We start from the raw sequence: 14,643 nt of genomic DNA, 5'->3' as shown, positions 1-14,643 counted from the left end.
TTCCACCCGGTGATCCATTCGGCACTTGATTCTTGAAGTTTAAATAACTCGGGGTTAGGGTCGCCCTCAAGGGGGTGCTTGAGAATTCAAGTACATCTCCTTCGCTCAGATCCCGGACCGCCCGGAGGCCACCGTGCGCATGCCTGCCCTCTATCTCTCCCATGGCGCCCCGCCGCTCGCCGACGACCCGCTGTGGCCCGGCCAGCTCGCCGCCTGGTCCGCCGAACTGCCCCGGCCCACCGCGATCCTGATCGTCTCGGCGCACTGGGAGGAGGCCCCGCTGGCGCTGGGCGCCACCGGGACGGTGCCGCTGGTCTACGACTTCTGGGGTTTCCCGGAGCGCTACTACCGGGTCGCCTACGCCGCCCCGGGCGCCCCCCAACTGGCCGAACGGGTGCGCGGGATGCTGCGCGGCGCCGGTACGCCCGTACATGACATCCCGGACCGGGGGCTCGATCACGGTGCCTATGTACCGCTCGTCGAGATGTACCCGGACGCCGATGTGCCGGTGCTCCAGATCTCGCTGCCCACCCTCGACCCGCGGCGGCTGATGGAGACCGGCCGCAGGCTGGCGCCGCTGCGGGAGGAAGGGGTGCTGATCGTCGGCAGCGGCTTCTTCACCCACAACCTGGCCGCCCTGCGGCATTCCGGCACGCCGCAGTGGTCGGCGGAGTTCGACCACTGGGGCCGGGAGGCGCTCGGCGCACAGGACGTCGACGCCCTGCTGGACTTTGCGCACAAGTCCCCGGCGGCCCGCCTGGCGCACCCGCGCACCGAGCACTTCGCCCCGCTGTTCGTCGCCCTGGGCGCCGCCGAGGACGAACTGGCCACCCAGCGCAGCGTCATCGACGGCTTCTGGCGAGGGCTGGCGAAGCGGTCGGTGCAGTTCGGCTAGCCCAACGGCTAGCCCGGTCCGGGCTCATCGCCCGATCAGCTCGCAGGCCCGGGTCATGGAGGCGAAGGACCGGTACGCCCGCTCCGGGTCGGCGGCCGCGACGTCCAGCGCGGTGTCCGCGAACTTGATCACATGCTCGTCGCCATGCGTGGCGGCCCGTTCGAACGCCTCCTCGGCGGTGGGCGGTACGGCGGCCGGGCCGGGGAGTGGTTCGGCCGGGGCGTAGGCGGCCGTCACCACCGCACTGGCGAGCCAGCCCGGGGTGGCGGGGATCCGGGCGAAGTAGGCGATCCAGTCGGCGAGTTGGCGTGGGTCGCCGAGTGCGGCCCGCCAATTGGCCTCGGTGATCCGGGAACTGGCCGTCGGCAGCTCCTCCAGCTGGTGCCGGTAACGGTCCAGCCAGCGGTGCACGGCGGCCGCATGGCCCCGGCGCTCGGGGCCGCTCCTGTGCAGTCGTTCCAGGGCTTCGTCCAGCGTTCCGCTCGTGTCGTGCATGGCCCGACGCTAGAGGCGGGGGGCGCCCGGCGTAACGGTCCCTGGTCCTACGGCTGGAGGCCGAGCGGTTCAGTGCTGAGCGCTCCGCTGGAAGTGAGGTCCTGCGACTGCGGGCCGTCCGTGGCCGGTCGCGCCCACGCGGCGGAGCCGCATCACGCGGCCGCCCCGCGCCCCTTACGGGGCGCGGTACCGCACCGGACTTCCACAAGCTCGCTCGGTGCCAGTAAAAGTTCAGTGCTCGTGCCAGTAGAAGATGTAGTACGCGGCCACGGCCACGGCCATCCCGCAGAACAGCCCGATCCCGGAGGAGCGGAGCACCGAGCCGCCGGAGAGGACGTGCAGGAAGCCGATGCTGCCACCGGCGAGGACCCCGAAGCCGATCGCCCGCAACTCGGTGTTCATCGCGTTCCGCTCCCGTACCAGGACATGGCCGACGGCGAACGAGATCGCCGCGGCTGCCAGGCCCAGCAGCCAGCCGCCCAGCTCGGAGAAGCCGTTCTCGTGGGCGAGGAAGACGGTGTACAGGCCCAGGGCGAAGGCGAGGAGGGCGGGCAGCGCCCAGGTGTAGCGGCTCCGGTCGGGGACCGGTCCGGCGTGGGTCACCCGGGCCGGCAGCCGGGTGCTCCGGGCCACCGGGCCGGGGACGTCGGATGCGTGGTGCGGCAGGATCGAGTGCGCGGGCATCTCCGGGCTCCTCTCGCTCACCCCCCTTCCCCCCAGCGCACACCCGTGTCCCGGCACGGGCAACTCGAGCGGGCGGGCGGTGCCGGGAATGCCGGAAATCCAACCTTCCAGGACGTCCCGTGCAACCAGGGGGCGGTGTGGGACGTCTTGAAGGGCGGAAGTCCGGGCACGAGCGGAAGTCCGGGCACGATCCGGCCACGGGCGGCGTTTCCCCACAGTGACCGGGGTGACGCCGAATGTGGCGGCCGCCATGGGAGCGCGGGGTCGTGGTTCTCCACGAGGGCCTGAAGACCCGCCTCGGCAGCCGGTCCGACCAGTGCGTCCGCGCCTCTGGGCGACGTGCTCCCCGGTCTGTGTCCGGGCAGGGTACTGCATGATCAGAAAAAAGAAGAGCTTGCCGGGGAATTCTGTCCGGATTCCAGTCGTTCTTTTCTTCGGACGGACCCGCAAGGCAGCGAGTCCTCATCCATCCCGCGACCGTCTCATCGCAAGGGAGCACGCATGGCAACCCGTGCCGTCGCCCGTCGTCGGACCGCCACCACCAAGGCCGCCGGCGAGGCAAGCAGCGTTCGCGCCTCGGCCGGGGAGATAGCCGACCGCGACCTGGTCGGCATGTACCTCGACGAGATAGCGCGCACACCCCTGCTCGACGCCGCCAAGGAGGTCGAGCTGTCCCAGGCCATCGAGGCGGGCGTCTATGCCCGGCAGATCCTCGACGGCCTCGAGGCCGGCGAGGCGGGGGGTGCCTCCCGCGAGGAGCTGGAGGCGATAGCCGCCGAGGGGGCCCGGGCCAAGGACGTCTTCATCAAGTCGAACCTGCGCCTGGTGGTGGCCGTGGCCCGGCGCTATCCGCGCAGCGGTCTGCCGCTCCTCGACCTGATCCAGGAGGGCAACGCGGGCCTGGTGCGTGCGGTGGAGAAGTTCGACTACACCAAGGGCTTCAAGTTCTCCACCTATGCGACCTGGTGGATCCGGCAGGCCATCACCCGTTCCATAGCGGACCAGTCGCGCACCATCCGCCTCCCCGTCCACCTGGTGGAGGAGCTGGGCCGCATCCGCCGGGTGCAGCGTGAGTTCAACCGCGAGCACGGCCGCGACCCCGAGCACGAGGAGATCGCCGCCGAGCTCGGCTCCACCCCGGAGCGGGTCGGCGATGTGCTCGACTGGGCCCGCGACCCGGTCAGCCTCAATATGTCGGTGGACGACGAGGGCGAGACCCAGTTCGGCGACCTGCTGGAGGACACCTCGGCCATCTCGCCCGAGCAGGCCGTGGTCGCGCTGCTGCGCACCGAGGAGCTGGAGGGCCTGATCGGCCGCCTCGACCACCGCACCGCTTCGATCATCAAGGCCCGCTATGGCATCGAGGACGGGCGCGAGCGCACCCTCACCGAGGTCGGCAAGCAGCACGGCCTGACGCGCGAGCGCATCCGGCAGATCGAGAAGCACGCGCTGCTGGAGCTGAAGAAGATGGCCCATGACACCGGTTTCGACGCGGCGGCCTAATCCGGCATAACCTCATAGACCGGGCCCCGGCGCCACCCCCCCTGCGCCGGGGCCCTTCACCAGCCCGTACGAGGACGTACGGGATCGACGACGTCCCGGATCGCACCGGGGCGTTTTGCTGTGCCCAAGGAAAGTTCACGCACCATGGTGACCCACCAGCCGGTGGCGGAGGATTCCTCGCCGCCGACCGCCGCCGCGTCCGCGACCTCGCGGAAGTCCTCCGGGAAGACGTTCTTCGGCCATCCCCGGGGGCTGGCCACGCTCTTTATGACGGAGATGTGCGAGCGGTTCAGCTACACCGGCATGGCCGCCCTGTTGGTGCTCTTCCTGGCGGCCGATCCCGCCGAGGGCGGACTCGGCTTCGACAAGGCCACCAGCGCCACGATCTTCAGCGTCTACAGCGCGATGGTCTATCTGCTGGCCCTGCCCGGCGGCTGGGTGGCCGACCGGCTGTGGGGAGCCCGCAAGTCCGTCGCCTTCGGCGGCTTCACGATGATGGCGGGGCACTTCCTGCTGGCGGTGCCGGCCGGTTCCGCGGTCTTCTTCACCGGCCTGGGGGCGATCGCGCTGGGTGCGGGGGTGATGAAGGCCAATGTCTCCACGATGGTCGGCCAGCTCTACCCGGACCGTACGGACGCTCGTCGGGACGCGGGCTTCACGGTCTTCTACATGGGGATCAACACCGGTGGTTTCGCCGCCCCGTTGATCATCGGCACGGTCGGGCAGCAGGTCGACTGGCACCTGGGCTTTGCGCTCGCGGGCGTGGGGATGACGCTGGGCATGACCCAGTACCTGCTGGGCAGCAGGCAGCTGGCCGAGGCCGGCGACCAGGTCAACTCGCCGCTCGGCCGCGCCGAACGGGGCGCGCTGCTGCGCAAGGCCGGGCTGTGGCTGGTGGTCGCGGCGGTCTTCTACGGTGTGGTCGGCGGTGCCGGGATCTTCAGCCGGGGCTGGGTGCTGTGGCCGCTGAGCCTCGGCGGGCTGGCGCTGCCCGCGTTCTACTTCGTGCGGATGAAGCGGGACAAGGACCTCAGCGCGGACGAGCAGTCCAAGATGAGCGGCTTCATCTGGATCTTCGCGGCGGCCGCCGTGTTCTTCATGATCTATGGCCAGGCGGGCTCCGTGCTGAACCTGTTCGCCCAGGACCACACGCGCAATGAGATCTTCGGCCGGGAGTTCCCGGCCACCTGGTTCCAGGCGGTCAACCCGGTCTGTGTGATGGCCCTGGCGCCGCTGCTGGCGATGCTCTGGCAGTGGCTGGGGCGGCGGAATCCCGGCACCACCGTCAAGTTCTCGATCGGCCTGGTGGGCATCGGCCTCTCGTTCTTCCTGATGGTGCTCGCGGACGCGGCCGCCGTCGCGGGCGGGGCGAAGGTGTCGCCGCTGTGGCTGGCCACGGTGTTCCTCATCCAGAGCACTGCCGAGCTGTGCCTGGCCCCTGTCGGGTTGTCGGTGACCACCAAGCTGGCGCCGCGGAAGTACGCGAGCCAGATGATGGGCGTGTGGTGTCTGGCCGTGACGGCCGGCGCATGTGTTGCCGCGCTGACGCAGCTGGTGATGGGCGCCGGGACGGGCGGTGGCCTGTACTTCGCCCTCCAGGGCGGGCTGGCCGTGGTCGCGGCCGTGGCCGTGTTCGCGTTCCGGCGCCGGGTCGGTGCGTTGATGGGCGACGTCCGGTAGGTCCGACACCCCCCAAGGCCTGCCGCGGTTGGCGGCGGGCCCGTGGTCCGGGCGCCGTTCGTGGTCAGGAACCGGCCGCGCGCGAGACTCGCGCACCCAGCTCCCGCAGGTGCTCGATCAGCCCGGGCGGCTCGCTGACCTCGAACTCGCAGCCCACCATCGCCAGCCGGAAGGCGACCCACTCCAGTGCGTCGGAGGTGGTGACGTCCAGCCGGCAGCTGTCCTCGTCGAGGGGCCGGGGCGTGCCCAGCGCATTCGACAACCGGCTGGTGACGAACTCGGCCGGGGCCCGCATCGTGGCCACCACCCGGTACGTCGGCTGATTGCGGGCCATCGACCCACTGACGAACTCCGCCGCGTCCCGCGCGGGCAGCTCGCGCGGCTCGAAGCGGGCCCCGGTGGCGAATGGCTCGCTGACCCGGTCCACCCGGAAGGTGCGCCAGTCCGCCCGGTCGATGTCATAGCCCACCAGGTACCAGCGCCGCCCGGTGCTGACCAGGCTGTGCGGTTCGACCAGCCGCTTGGTTCCGGAACCGTCCTGCTTGCGGTAGGCGAACCGCAGGCGCTCGTGCCCGGTGGCCGCCGAGGCCATCACGGTCAGCGTCCGGGGATCGACGGTCGCACCGTCGCCCCAGGTCAGGGGAACGGTCGCGGACTGCAGGGCGGTCACCCGGTGGCGCAGCCGGGAGGGCAGCACCTGCTCCAGCTTGGCCAGCGCCCTGACCGACGCCTCCTCGATACCATCGACAGCGTGCCCCGCGCCGGCCCGCAGGCCGACCGCGATGGCGACGGCCTCCTCGTCGTCGAGCACCAGCGGCGGCATGGCCGCCCCGGCGGCCAGCCGGTACCCGCCATCCGCCCCCATCGTTGCCTGTACGGGGTAGCCGAGGTCGCGCAGCCGCTCGACATCGCGCCGGATGGTGCGGGTGCTGACGCCGAGCCGGTCGGCGAGTTCGCTGCCCGGCCATTCGCGAGGCGACTGGAGAAGCGAGAGCAGATTCAGAAGTCGTACGGGTGTGTCAGTCATAACACCCAGCCTGGCATCGATCTAGGACTTCTTCTGACCTATACGGGGCCTACCGTGAAAACAACCCCGGAAGAAAGCACCGAAGTGAAAGGCAGTACCCGTGAGCTCAGTGAACACTGATTCGGCGCTCGACCGCCGCCGATGGGTGGCGCTCGCCGTCGTGATGACCGCGTCCTTCATGGACCTGGTCGATGTGACGATCGTCAACATCGCGATGCCCAGCATCCAGAAGGACATCGGCGCCTCGTTCAGCGTCCTGCAGTGGATCACCGAAGGCTATGCGCTCGCCTTCGCCGCCGGCCTGATCACCGGTGGCCGCCTCGGTGACATATACGGGCGCAGGCGGGTCTTCCTGCTCGGCATGACGGGCTTCACCCTCGCCTCGATGCTGTGCGGCGTCGCCGGTGACCCGCACTTCCTGGTCGCCGCCCGGGTGCTGCAGGGCGCGATGGCCGCGCTGATGGTGCCCCAGGTGCTGGCGATCGTCCACTCCACCTTCCCCGCCCATGAGCGCGGCAAGGTCTTCGGGCTGTTCGGCATGATCGTCGGCCTGGGTGCGGTCTCCGGCCCGATCCTCGGTGCCCTGCTCACCCAGTGGAACCTCTTCGGCCTGGAATGGCGCCCGATCTTCCTGGTCAACCTCCCGGTCGGCATCGCCGGGCTGATCCTCGGCCGCCGTTTCATCCCCGAGTCCAAGGCCCCCCGGGCCCTCAAGCTCGACCTGGTCGGGGTCGCCCTCTCGGTCATCGGCCTGCTGATGCTGCTCTACCCGCTGACCCAGGGCCGTGAGCTGGGCTGGCCGCTGTGGGGTCACCTGTGCATGGCCGGCAGCGCGGTGGTGTTCGCGGGGTTCCTGGCCCACGAGCGGCGCAAGGCCCGCAAGGACGGCTCGCCGCTGGTCGAGCTCTCGCTGTTCAAGGTCAAGAGCTTTGCGGCGGGCGTCGGTCTGCAGACCGCCTTCGGCGTCTCCTGCGGCATCTTCTTCCTGATCTGGATGCTCTATATGCAGATCGGCCTGGGCTGGAGCCCGCTGCGCGCGGGTCTGACCGGCATCCCCTTCTCGATCGCCGTCTCGGCCGCCGCCGGTGTCTCCGTCCAGAAGCTCGTCCCGCGCTTCGGACGGAAGGTGCTGCAGGCCGGTGCGCTGACGATGATGGCCGGGGTGCTCCTCTACATCTGGGAGGCGGGCCACTTCGGCACGGACATCCAGCCCTGGCAGATGGCCCTGCCGCTGCTGGTCATGGGCGCCGGAATGGGTCTGATCGTCGCCCCGCTCACCGAGGCCGTCCTCTCCGAGGTCCCGCGCGAGCACTCCGGCTCCGCGTCCGGCCTGATCAACACGACCCAGCAGCTGGGCAATGCGGTGGGGCTCGGCCTGGTGTCGGTCGTCTTCTTCAACGCCCTGGACCAGGGCGCAGTCGCTCGCGGCCATGCGGGGGAGGCCTTCTCGGACGCTTTCCAGCACGGTATGTGGTGGGTCGCGGGAGTGCTGGGTGTGGTGCTGGTGCTGATGTTCGCGCTCCCTAACCGCTCCACGGAGCAGAAGCGGGAAGCGGAGCGGAAGCAGGAACAGGGGCCGGAGGTCATCGACGAGGTGCGGGAGCCGGTGGCCGCCCGGTAGTCCCCGCCGCTCGCCGCCTGGCCCCGTCCGGTTACTGCCCCGGGCGGGGCCGAGCCCTGTGTGGAAGGCCCGGTGCGGCGCTATGCGGGCGGCAGGGAGTCCGGGCCGAGGAGGGGCGTTTCGCTCCGGTGCGGCCGTCGGCACGGTGGGGCGTATTTGCAGAAGAACCCGCGGCCCCGGCAGGAAATGCACCGGTGCGCCGCCGTCAACTCCCCGGTGTCACCACGCAGGTTCATATGGAGGGTGGCGCCGTGCACGACCCCGCTCCCTCCGCAGCCCTTGCAGAGGTGGTGCGGCCCGGCGCATGCGGCGCGGGAATCCTCTTGCTGATCACGCATGCCGGTGATGATGCTCCCGGCCGGGGCGGGCCAGGCCCCGCTCGCCCGCGCCTCCCTCTTTAGACAACAAGATCCCCCGGGGATTTGACGGCAGGACCCGCTGTCCGCATCATTCCACTAAGTACTTAGTGAAAGGGGGCGGCGTGATCGCGTTTCGTGCGGACCGGCGCAGCGGCCTGGCCGCCTGTCCGCAACTGGTCCACCAGCTCAAACCGGCCCTCCCCCGGAGCGCACCGCAGCCGATGGAGGAAGACATATGACCGGCCCGGTCGGCCCGGCGGCCCATGTGCTGCTGCTGCAGCACGGCCGGGTACGGCTGGTGGGCGACGCCCGGCGGCTGACCGGCGAGCACCTCCGGCTCACCGGCCGTGCCGACGAGTCCACCGAGGACGGGCTGCCGCCCGGGCTGGACCGCGGCGCCCTCGTCGAGTGCACCGTCACCGGCCGCCGGGTCACCGCCGTCATACGGCGGACGGACCCCGAGCCCACCGCTCACTGGATCACCGAAACCCCCACGCTGGAAGACCTCTTGCTCGCATATCTCCGCTCCGCTCCCGCCCATTCCCACCCCGCCACCGAGGCGGCGGCGTGCCACGCCGCCTTCTCGTCCGAACTCCCCTTCGGTTCCACTTCCTCGGAGGTTCTCCCATGCCGTCGCCCAAAGCCATGCTCAAAAACCGCAACAGCCTCACCCACAAGGTGCGTTATGCGGTGAGCAACCCGGCCCGCATAGCCCCCTATCTCAAGCGCACCGCCCGTGATTCCTGGCTGCGCCTGATGCACCCCGATCATGTCGACTACTACCGTGCGGTCATGGCCTCCGACACCGCCCGCAATCCCGAGGCCGCCGTGGGCAGCAAGACGCACGACCGCTGGCTGGCGCTCGGCAAGATGCAGTTCGACTATCTCACCGAGCACGGACTGGCCCCGCACCACCGGATGCTGGACATCGGCTGCGGGAATCTGCGGGCGGGCTGGCGGTTCATCGGCTATCTGGACCCGGGGCACTACTACGGGATCGACATCTCGCCCGACATCCTGATATCTGCCAAGCAGACCCTGACGAAGTACGACCTCCAGGAGAAGCTCCCGCACCTCACCATCACCCGGAACCTCACCCTGGACTTCCTGCCCGACGGCCACTTCGATGTGGTCCACGCGCACAGTGTGTTCTCGCACTCGCCGATCGAGGTGATCGACGAGTGCCTGGCGAACGTCGGGCGGGTACTGGCTCCGGGCGGCTTCTTCGACTTCACCTTCGACCGGACCGAGGGGGCCGAACACCAGGTGCTGCGCGAGGACTTCTACTACCGCACCCGGACGCTGACCGCCCTGGCCGAGAAGCACGGCCTGCGGGCCAGGTTCATGGACGACTGGGAGAAGCGTCCGCACGGCCAGTCGAAGATCAGAGTGAGTCACTCCTTGTAGAGATCCCGGTAGGAAGGGAAGACGCCGCCCGGTCCGTCCACGCCCTCCGCCGCGAGCACCGCCTTCACCATGGCGCGGGTCAGGGCGTCCGCTCCGGCGGCGAGGATCTCGTTGACGGCGCCCAGCGAGTAGTCGACGCCGTCCGGCAGTTGCTCCTCGACGGCCAGTGGGCGGCTGCCGGTGGCCAGGGTGAAGACCGTGTCGCCATCGGTGAGCAGGTGCAGGGGGCGTACCACGCGGGCCATGCCGTCATGTGCCGTGCCCGCGAGCTTCTGGGCCTGGGCCCGGGTCAGTGCGGCATCGGTGGCGACGATGGCGAGGGTGGTGTTGAGCGGCGGGCGCGCCGAGGCGGCCAGCCGCTTGGCGGACTCCTCCCGGGCCGCGGCCAGGGCGCGTTGGGCGGCGAGGTGACGGTCGGGCTCGGGGTAGTCGAGCCGACCGCCGTCGTACAGCCGTCCATAGAGCACGCCGGTTGCCGGGTCGACCACGGAGCCGGCCGCGTTGACCGCCGCGAGCGCCGCCACGGTCACCCCCGAGGGAAGCACCAGGCTGGCCGTGCCGATCCCGCCCTTGAGCCCGCCCGCCACCGCGCCCGTGCCCGCGCCCACATTGCCCTGTGCGACGGGCGCCCCGGGCCCCGTGGCGGCCGCGGCCTCGGCCGCCCGGCGGCCGAGCGCGGCGTCCGGGCGGGCCCGCCAGTCGCCGCCGCGGCCGAGGTCGAAGAGGGCGGCGGCCGGGACGACCGGGACCACCTGGGACGGGTCGGGGCCGATGCGGATGCCCCGGCCCGCCTCCTCCAGCCAGGCCATCACCCCGGCGGCGGCCTCCAGGCCGAAGGCGCTGCCGCCGGTGAGGACGATCGCCTCGACACGCTGGACGAGGTTGCGCGGGTCCAGCGCGTCCGTCTCGCGGGTGCCGGGGCCACCGCCGCGTACGTCCACGGCGGCGATCGCACCGCCCGGCTCGGTGAGCACCACGGTGGTGCCGGACAGGGTGCCCTCGCCGGTCAGTTCGGCGTGCCCGACCCGCAGGCCGGCCACATCGGTGAGCGCGTCCCGGGGGCCGGTGCGCGGTTCTTCGGATGCGGCATCAGTCATGGGACATGCGTATCACGGTCGGGTGGCGGGGAGTTGGCCGGTCCGCGCTTCCGCGGCCGCCCGCCGGGTGGCCAGGGCGACCCCCACGACGATCGTGACGGTGGCCACCAGCCCGGCGGCCGGCACCGCCCGGTGCCCCGCGAACGTACAGGCCAGCACCAGCACCGAGGAGACGGGCAGCACCGACTGCTGGGCCGGGCCGCGTTTCTGGTGCCGGGAGTGGATCAGCCACACCGTGAACATGAAGACCGCGGTGGGCACGGTGACGGTACCGGCGGCGGCGAAGGCCGAGATGTGCGCCTTGCCGGTGGCCTCCTCGATCACCACCTCGATGCCCGCGCCGATGGCGGCGGCCGAGGTGAAGACCGGATAGTGCCCGTAACCCCAGAGGAAGGCCTGGCTGTTGGAGGCCAGATGGAGATGGATAGGCACCGCGAAGTAGATCCAGTAGGCGGCGAAGATGATCAGCAGTCCGCCGGCCGCGATCGGCAGCAGTGTGCTCAGCGCCTTGTCCTCGTCCACCGCCGACTGAACGGCCACGGTCGCCGCCGAGACGGTCTCACCGAGGACGATGATGGTGAACAGGCCATACCGCTCGGCGATATGGTGCGGATGCCAGCCGGTCCGATGGCGGTACTCGGCGATCACCGGTACGGCCGTCTCGCAGCAGGCCATCACCAGGAACACCCAGGGTTTGGCGTGGTTGGGCAGCACCAGCAGGCCGAGCCAGCCGAGCTGGCAAACCCCCACGCCCGCCGCGTACTTGAGCGCCGTGCGCCGCTCCGCGCCCGCCGAGCCATGGGCCGCGCGCAGCCATTGGAACACCATGGCCAACCGCATCACCAGATAGCCGAACCACACCGCGGTGAAGTCGCTCCGGCCGAAAGCCCGTGGCACACCCGCCGCGAGGATCAGCACACCCAGGATCTGGATCAGGGTCACCACGCGGTAGAGCACATCGTCGGTGTCGTACGCGGAGGAGAACCAGCTGAAGTTCATCCACGCCCACCACACCGCGAAGAACATCATCGCGTAGCCCGGAACGCCGTGCTCGGGGTGGCCCTCGGCGAGCGAGTGCACCAGCTGCTTGCCCGCCTGCGCGACCGCGACCACAAAGCACAGGTCGAAGAAGAGCTCCAGCGGAGTGGCCGCGCGGTGCCGCTCCTCGCGCCCACGCGCGGTCATCGGGCGGAGCACGCCCCATGACCGGTCCGCGGCGGGCGAATCCTCGCTCATAGGGCGATTGTCGCCAGGACCGGCCCGCGGCGCGCGCGGGAGGCGTCCGTACCGGGGCCCGTACCCTGGGGGCATGAGCACCGTCCCGGAACCCACGCCCGCCGCTTTGATCTTCGACGACCCGCTGGACCGGCAGTCTTCGGACGACACCGACCATGGGTGGGGCGAGCGGCCGGCGGCGGCCGGCGGCGACGGCACGGCGGACCTCGCGCGATTCCTGGCGGAGAAGCCGCCGCACCACCTGTAGGGGAGCGCCCCGGCCCGGGCCTACCGCGGCGCGGGGACCGAGTCCGTGCCCGGACCCCGGCGCTGCTCGATCAGGGTGTCCCGGATCTGGGCGAGCAGCTCGATCTCGGTGGGCTCGGGGGGCGCCGCCTCCGCCGGGGACTTCGCCGCCTGGCGGTCCTGCCAGCGCTTCATCGGCAACAGCAGCAGGAAGTAGACCACCGCCGCCGTGATCACAAAGGTGAGGGCGGCGCTCAGCACCGAGCCCCACTGGATGAAGACGCCCTTGGTCACCTCTCCTGTCCTGCCGAGCTCGCAGGGACCCTTGATACAGACCGCATAGCGATCCAGGTCCTTGGTGCCGAAGGCGCCGACAACGGGGTTGATCACGCCCTTGACCACAGAGTTCACGATGTTGGTGAACGCCGCGCCGATGACAACGGCGACCGCGAGGTCGATCACATTGCCTCGCATCAGGAATGCCTTGAAGCCTCCAAGGACCCCTGTCTTCTTCTCGCTCACCGAACGGCCTCTCTCTGTGTGTCGTTGCTCCGGCAGCGTCGTTTCCAAGCCGGTCGTCTCCAAGCAGGTCGATTCCACACCATACGAGAAGGTCCGGTCGTTCTGTCCAATTCATGAACACGATCAGCCGAGGCGGCCCGACAGTAGAAACAGGCCATACGCGGACAAGGCCGCCACCCCCGCGCTCGCCAGGAACCAGCCCACGGCGCGGCGCCATCGCCACCGCCCCGGCCCGCGCCCGATGCACACGGGATCGAACCGTGGCACCGCACAGGTGGGCGGGGGAAGGTAGGGCGGCGAACAGGCAGCGGAGGCGGCGGCGGGCGCGGCCCACGAGGGCCGCGGCGGAAGGGCCGGGATGCGCGCGATGAGCGCGGGGGAGGCAGAAGAGAGGGAAGGCGAGAAAGAGGACATGGCAACCACCGCCTGTCGTGGGGAGCGGGTACGGACGCTCCCCACGATCCCGGCTTTCGCCAGATCCTGCTCGGGCTTGTGGACGCACTCCGGGTTGTGAACAACCCGGTCACTCTTGAGAGTTAGCGAGAGTTAGCGAGGGTGAGAGGGAGTGGGAGGGGAGTGGGAAGAGATCGTCAGGGGAGCTCGATGCCCAGCTCCCAGCCGTCGTGCGCATGGGTGCACAGGCAGTCCCGCGCCTCGTTCTTCGGCAGTGCGCCCACCACGTCGAAGAGCACCTCGCGCAACCGCGCCATGTTCTCGGCGAAGACCCGCAGCACCTCCTGGTGGGTGACGCCGTCGCCCGTCTCCGCCCCGGCGTCCAGGTCGGTGACCAGCGCCATCGAGGTGTAGCAGAGCCCCAGTTCGCGGGCCAGGACGGCCTCCGGGTGCCCGGTCATGCCGACCACCGACCAGCCCTGCGCCGCATGCCAGCGCGACTCGGCGCGGGTGGAGAAGCGCGGCCCCTCGATCACCACCATCGTCCCGCCGTCCACCGGCTCCCAGTCGCGCCCGCGCGCGGCCGCCAGCGCGGCCGTGCGCCCGGCCGGGCAGTAAGGATCGGCGAAGGAGAGGTGGACGACCTCGGGGACGGCCTCCGAGCCGGGCAGCGGCTCCCCGTCGAAGTAGGTCTGGGTGCGGGACTTGGTGCGGTCCACCAGCTGGTCGGGCACCAGCAGGGTGCCCGGCCCGTACTCCGGCCGCAGCCCGCCCACCGCACACGGCCCCAGCACCTGCCGTACGCCCAGGGAGCGCAGGGCCCAGAGGTTGGCCCGGTAGTTGATGCGGTGCGGCGGAAGGTGGTGGCCACGACCGTGGCGGGGGAGGAAGGCGACCTTGCGCCCGGCCAGTTCGCCGAGGAACAGCGAGTCGCTCGGAGCCCCATAGGGCGTCTTCACCGTGATTTCGGTCACGTCATCCAGGAACGAGTAGAACCCCGATCCGCCGATGACACCTATCTCAGCCTGCGCGCCGACCGTATCGGCCATCGTGTTGACCATGCGGCCACCTTAGAGGGTGCCCGATGGGCCGATGCGCGGAACGGAGCCCGCCGGCCCCGGAGGGGTGGTGGACTCCGTTCCGTAGGAGTTGGTGAGAGCCGGTGCTCAGGCCGCCGAGGAGCCGGCGCTCGAGGTGCTCGAGGAGGTGGTGGTGCTCGAAGACGGCGTGGACGGCGTGGACGATGCGGACGACGTGGTGGACGCCGGCGTCGACGGCTTCGCCGGGGTGCTGCTCGACGCCGAGCCACGGCTGTCGTTCCGGTAGAAGCCGGAGCCCTTGAAAACAATGCCGACTGCGGAGAAGACCTTCTTCAGGCGCCCGTCGCAGCTGGGGCACACGGTCAAGGCGTCATCGGTGAACTTCTGCACCGCCTCAAGGCCCTCGCCGCATTCGGTGCACTGATACTGGTAAGTCGGCACTTGCTCCTCCTGGCACTC

15 protein-coding genes are annotated in these 14,643 nt (G+C 70.4%); 7 read left to right on the top strand and 8 right to left on the bottom strand.

Annotated elements, in window-relative coordinates; genetic code table 11:
• The first annotated feature begins 139 nt into the window (after positions 1–139).
• Positions 140–895 (top strand): dioxygenase family protein, encoded by a 756-nt coding sequence (locus ABCR83_RS12170; protein ID WP_462694995.1) that lies wholly within the window; start codon positions 140–142, stop codon positions 893–895.
• A gap of 24 nt (positions 896–919) precedes the next feature.
• Here ABCR83_RS12170 and ABCR83_RS12165 read toward each other — a convergent pair whose 3' ends face one another.
• Together ABCR83_RS12165 and ABCR83_RS12160 are read right to left on the bottom strand one after the other, a co-directional pair.
• The gene (locus ABCR83_RS12165; RefSeq protein ID WP_462694935.1) at positions 920–1,390 is read right to left on the bottom strand and encodes a hypothetical protein; all 471 of its coding nucleotides are present in this window, start codon (positions 1,388–1,390) and stop codon (positions 920–922) included.
• Positions 1,391–1,621: 231 nt separating this feature from the next.
• Positions 1,622–2,074, bottom strand: coding sequence for a hypothetical protein (locus tag ABCR83_RS12160; RefSeq protein WP_462694934.1), 453 nt, complete (start codon positions 2,072–2,074; stop codon positions 1,622–1,624).
• Positions 2,075–2,575: 501 nt separating this feature from the next.
• Between ABCR83_RS12160 and ABCR83_RS12155 the strand changes: the two genes are divergently transcribed.
• Positions 2,576–3,577 (top strand): sigma-70 family RNA polymerase sigma factor, encoded by a 1,002-nt coding sequence (locus ABCR83_RS12155; RefSeq protein ID WP_462694933.1) that lies wholly within the window; start codon positions 2,576–2,578, stop codon positions 3,575–3,577.
• Positions 3,578–3,721: 144 nt separating this feature from the next.
• Positions 3,722–5,257, top strand: coding sequence for a peptide MFS transporter (locus ABCR83_RS12150; protein ID WP_462694932.1), 1,536 nt, complete (start codon positions 3,722–3,724; stop codon positions 5,255–5,257).
• A 64-nt stretch (positions 5,258–5,321) separates the two neighbouring features.
• Here the strand turns inward: ABCR83_RS12150 and ABCR83_RS12145 are convergent, their stop codons facing one another.
• The gene (locus ABCR83_RS12145) at positions 5,322–6,284 is read right to left on the bottom strand and encodes a helix-turn-helix transcriptional regulator (RefSeq protein ID WP_462694931.1); all 963 of its coding nucleotides are present in this window, start codon (positions 6,282–6,284) and stop codon (positions 5,322–5,324) included.
• A gap of 163 nt (positions 6,285–6,447) precedes the next feature.
• On the opposite strand from ABCR83_RS12145, the gene ABCR83_RS12140 reads away from it, so the two are divergent.
• The 3 genes from ABCR83_RS12140 (at position 6,448) to ABCR83_RS12130 (ending at position 9,671) form a co-directional block, all read left to right on the top strand.
• Entirely contained in the window at positions 6,448–7,905 is a 1,458-nt protein-coding gene (locus tag ABCR83_RS12140; protein ID WP_462694994.1) for an MFS transporter, read from the top strand.
• Positions 7,906–8,499: 594 nt separating this feature from the next.
• A complete protein-coding gene (locus ABCR83_RS12135; RefSeq protein WP_462694930.1) occupies positions 8,500–8,958 on the top strand; it encodes a hypothetical protein in 459 nt (152 codons plus the stop codon).
• Positions 8,892–9,671: a class I SAM-dependent methyltransferase gene (locus ABCR83_RS12130; RefSeq protein ID WP_462694929.1), complete on the top strand. Its 780-nt coding sequence runs from the start codon at positions 8,892–8,894 to the stop codon at positions 9,669–9,671. The genes ABCR83_RS12135 and ABCR83_RS12130 overlap by 67 nt, the downstream gene beginning before the upstream one ends.
• Here ABCR83_RS12130 and ABCR83_RS12125 read toward each other — a convergent pair.
• Entirely contained in the window at positions 9,659–10,768 is a 1,110-nt protein-coding gene (locus ABCR83_RS12125) for a P1 family peptidase (protein ID WP_462694928.1), read from the bottom strand. The genes ABCR83_RS12130 and ABCR83_RS12125 overlap by 13 nt on opposite strands.
• A 12-nt stretch (positions 10,769–10,780) precedes the next feature.
• Positions 10,781–12,004 carry a low temperature requirement protein A gene (locus ABCR83_RS12120; RefSeq protein WP_462694927.1) on the bottom strand — a complete coding sequence of 408 codons (1,224 nt, stop codon included), beginning with the start codon at positions 12,002–12,004 and terminating at the stop codon, positions 10,781–10,783.
• Between the two features lie 73 nt (positions 12,005–12,077).
• Here ABCR83_RS12120 and ABCR83_RS12115 point away from each other — a divergent pair, with 73 nt between their 5' ends.
• On the top strand, positions 12,078–12,251 hold the full coding sequence (locus ABCR83_RS12115; protein WP_462694926.1) for a hypothetical protein: 174 nt from the start codon (positions 12,078–12,080) through the stop codon (positions 12,249–12,251).
• Positions 12,252–12,271: 20 nt separating this feature from the next.
• Here the strand turns inward: ABCR83_RS12115 and mscL are convergent, their stop codons facing one another.
• From mscL to ABCR83_RS12100, 3 genes are all read right to left on the bottom strand, one after another.
• Complete coding sequence (gene mscL / locus ABCR83_RS12110) at positions 12,272–12,751, bottom strand: large conductance mechanosensitive channel protein MscL (RefSeq protein ID WP_462694925.1); 480 nt, start codon at positions 12,749–12,751, stop codon at positions 12,272–12,274.
• 590 nt (positions 12,752–13,341) lie between these two features.
• Positions 13,342–14,205: an S-methyl-5'-thioadenosine phosphorylase gene (locus ABCR83_RS12105; RefSeq protein ID WP_462694924.1), complete on the bottom strand. Its 864-nt coding sequence runs from the start codon at positions 14,203–14,205 to the stop codon at positions 13,342–13,344.
• A 105-nt stretch (positions 14,206–14,310) separates the two neighbouring features.
• Entirely contained in the window at positions 14,311–14,625 is a 315-nt protein-coding gene (locus ABCR83_RS12100; RefSeq protein WP_462694923.1) for an FmdB family zinc ribbon protein, read from the bottom strand.
• Between the last annotated feature and the right edge of the window lie 18 nt (positions 14,626–14,643).

The sequence above is a fragment of the Streptomyces xingningensis genome (assembly GCF_054957865.1).
This window is presented reverse-complemented; position numbering and strand designations above follow the sequence as displayed.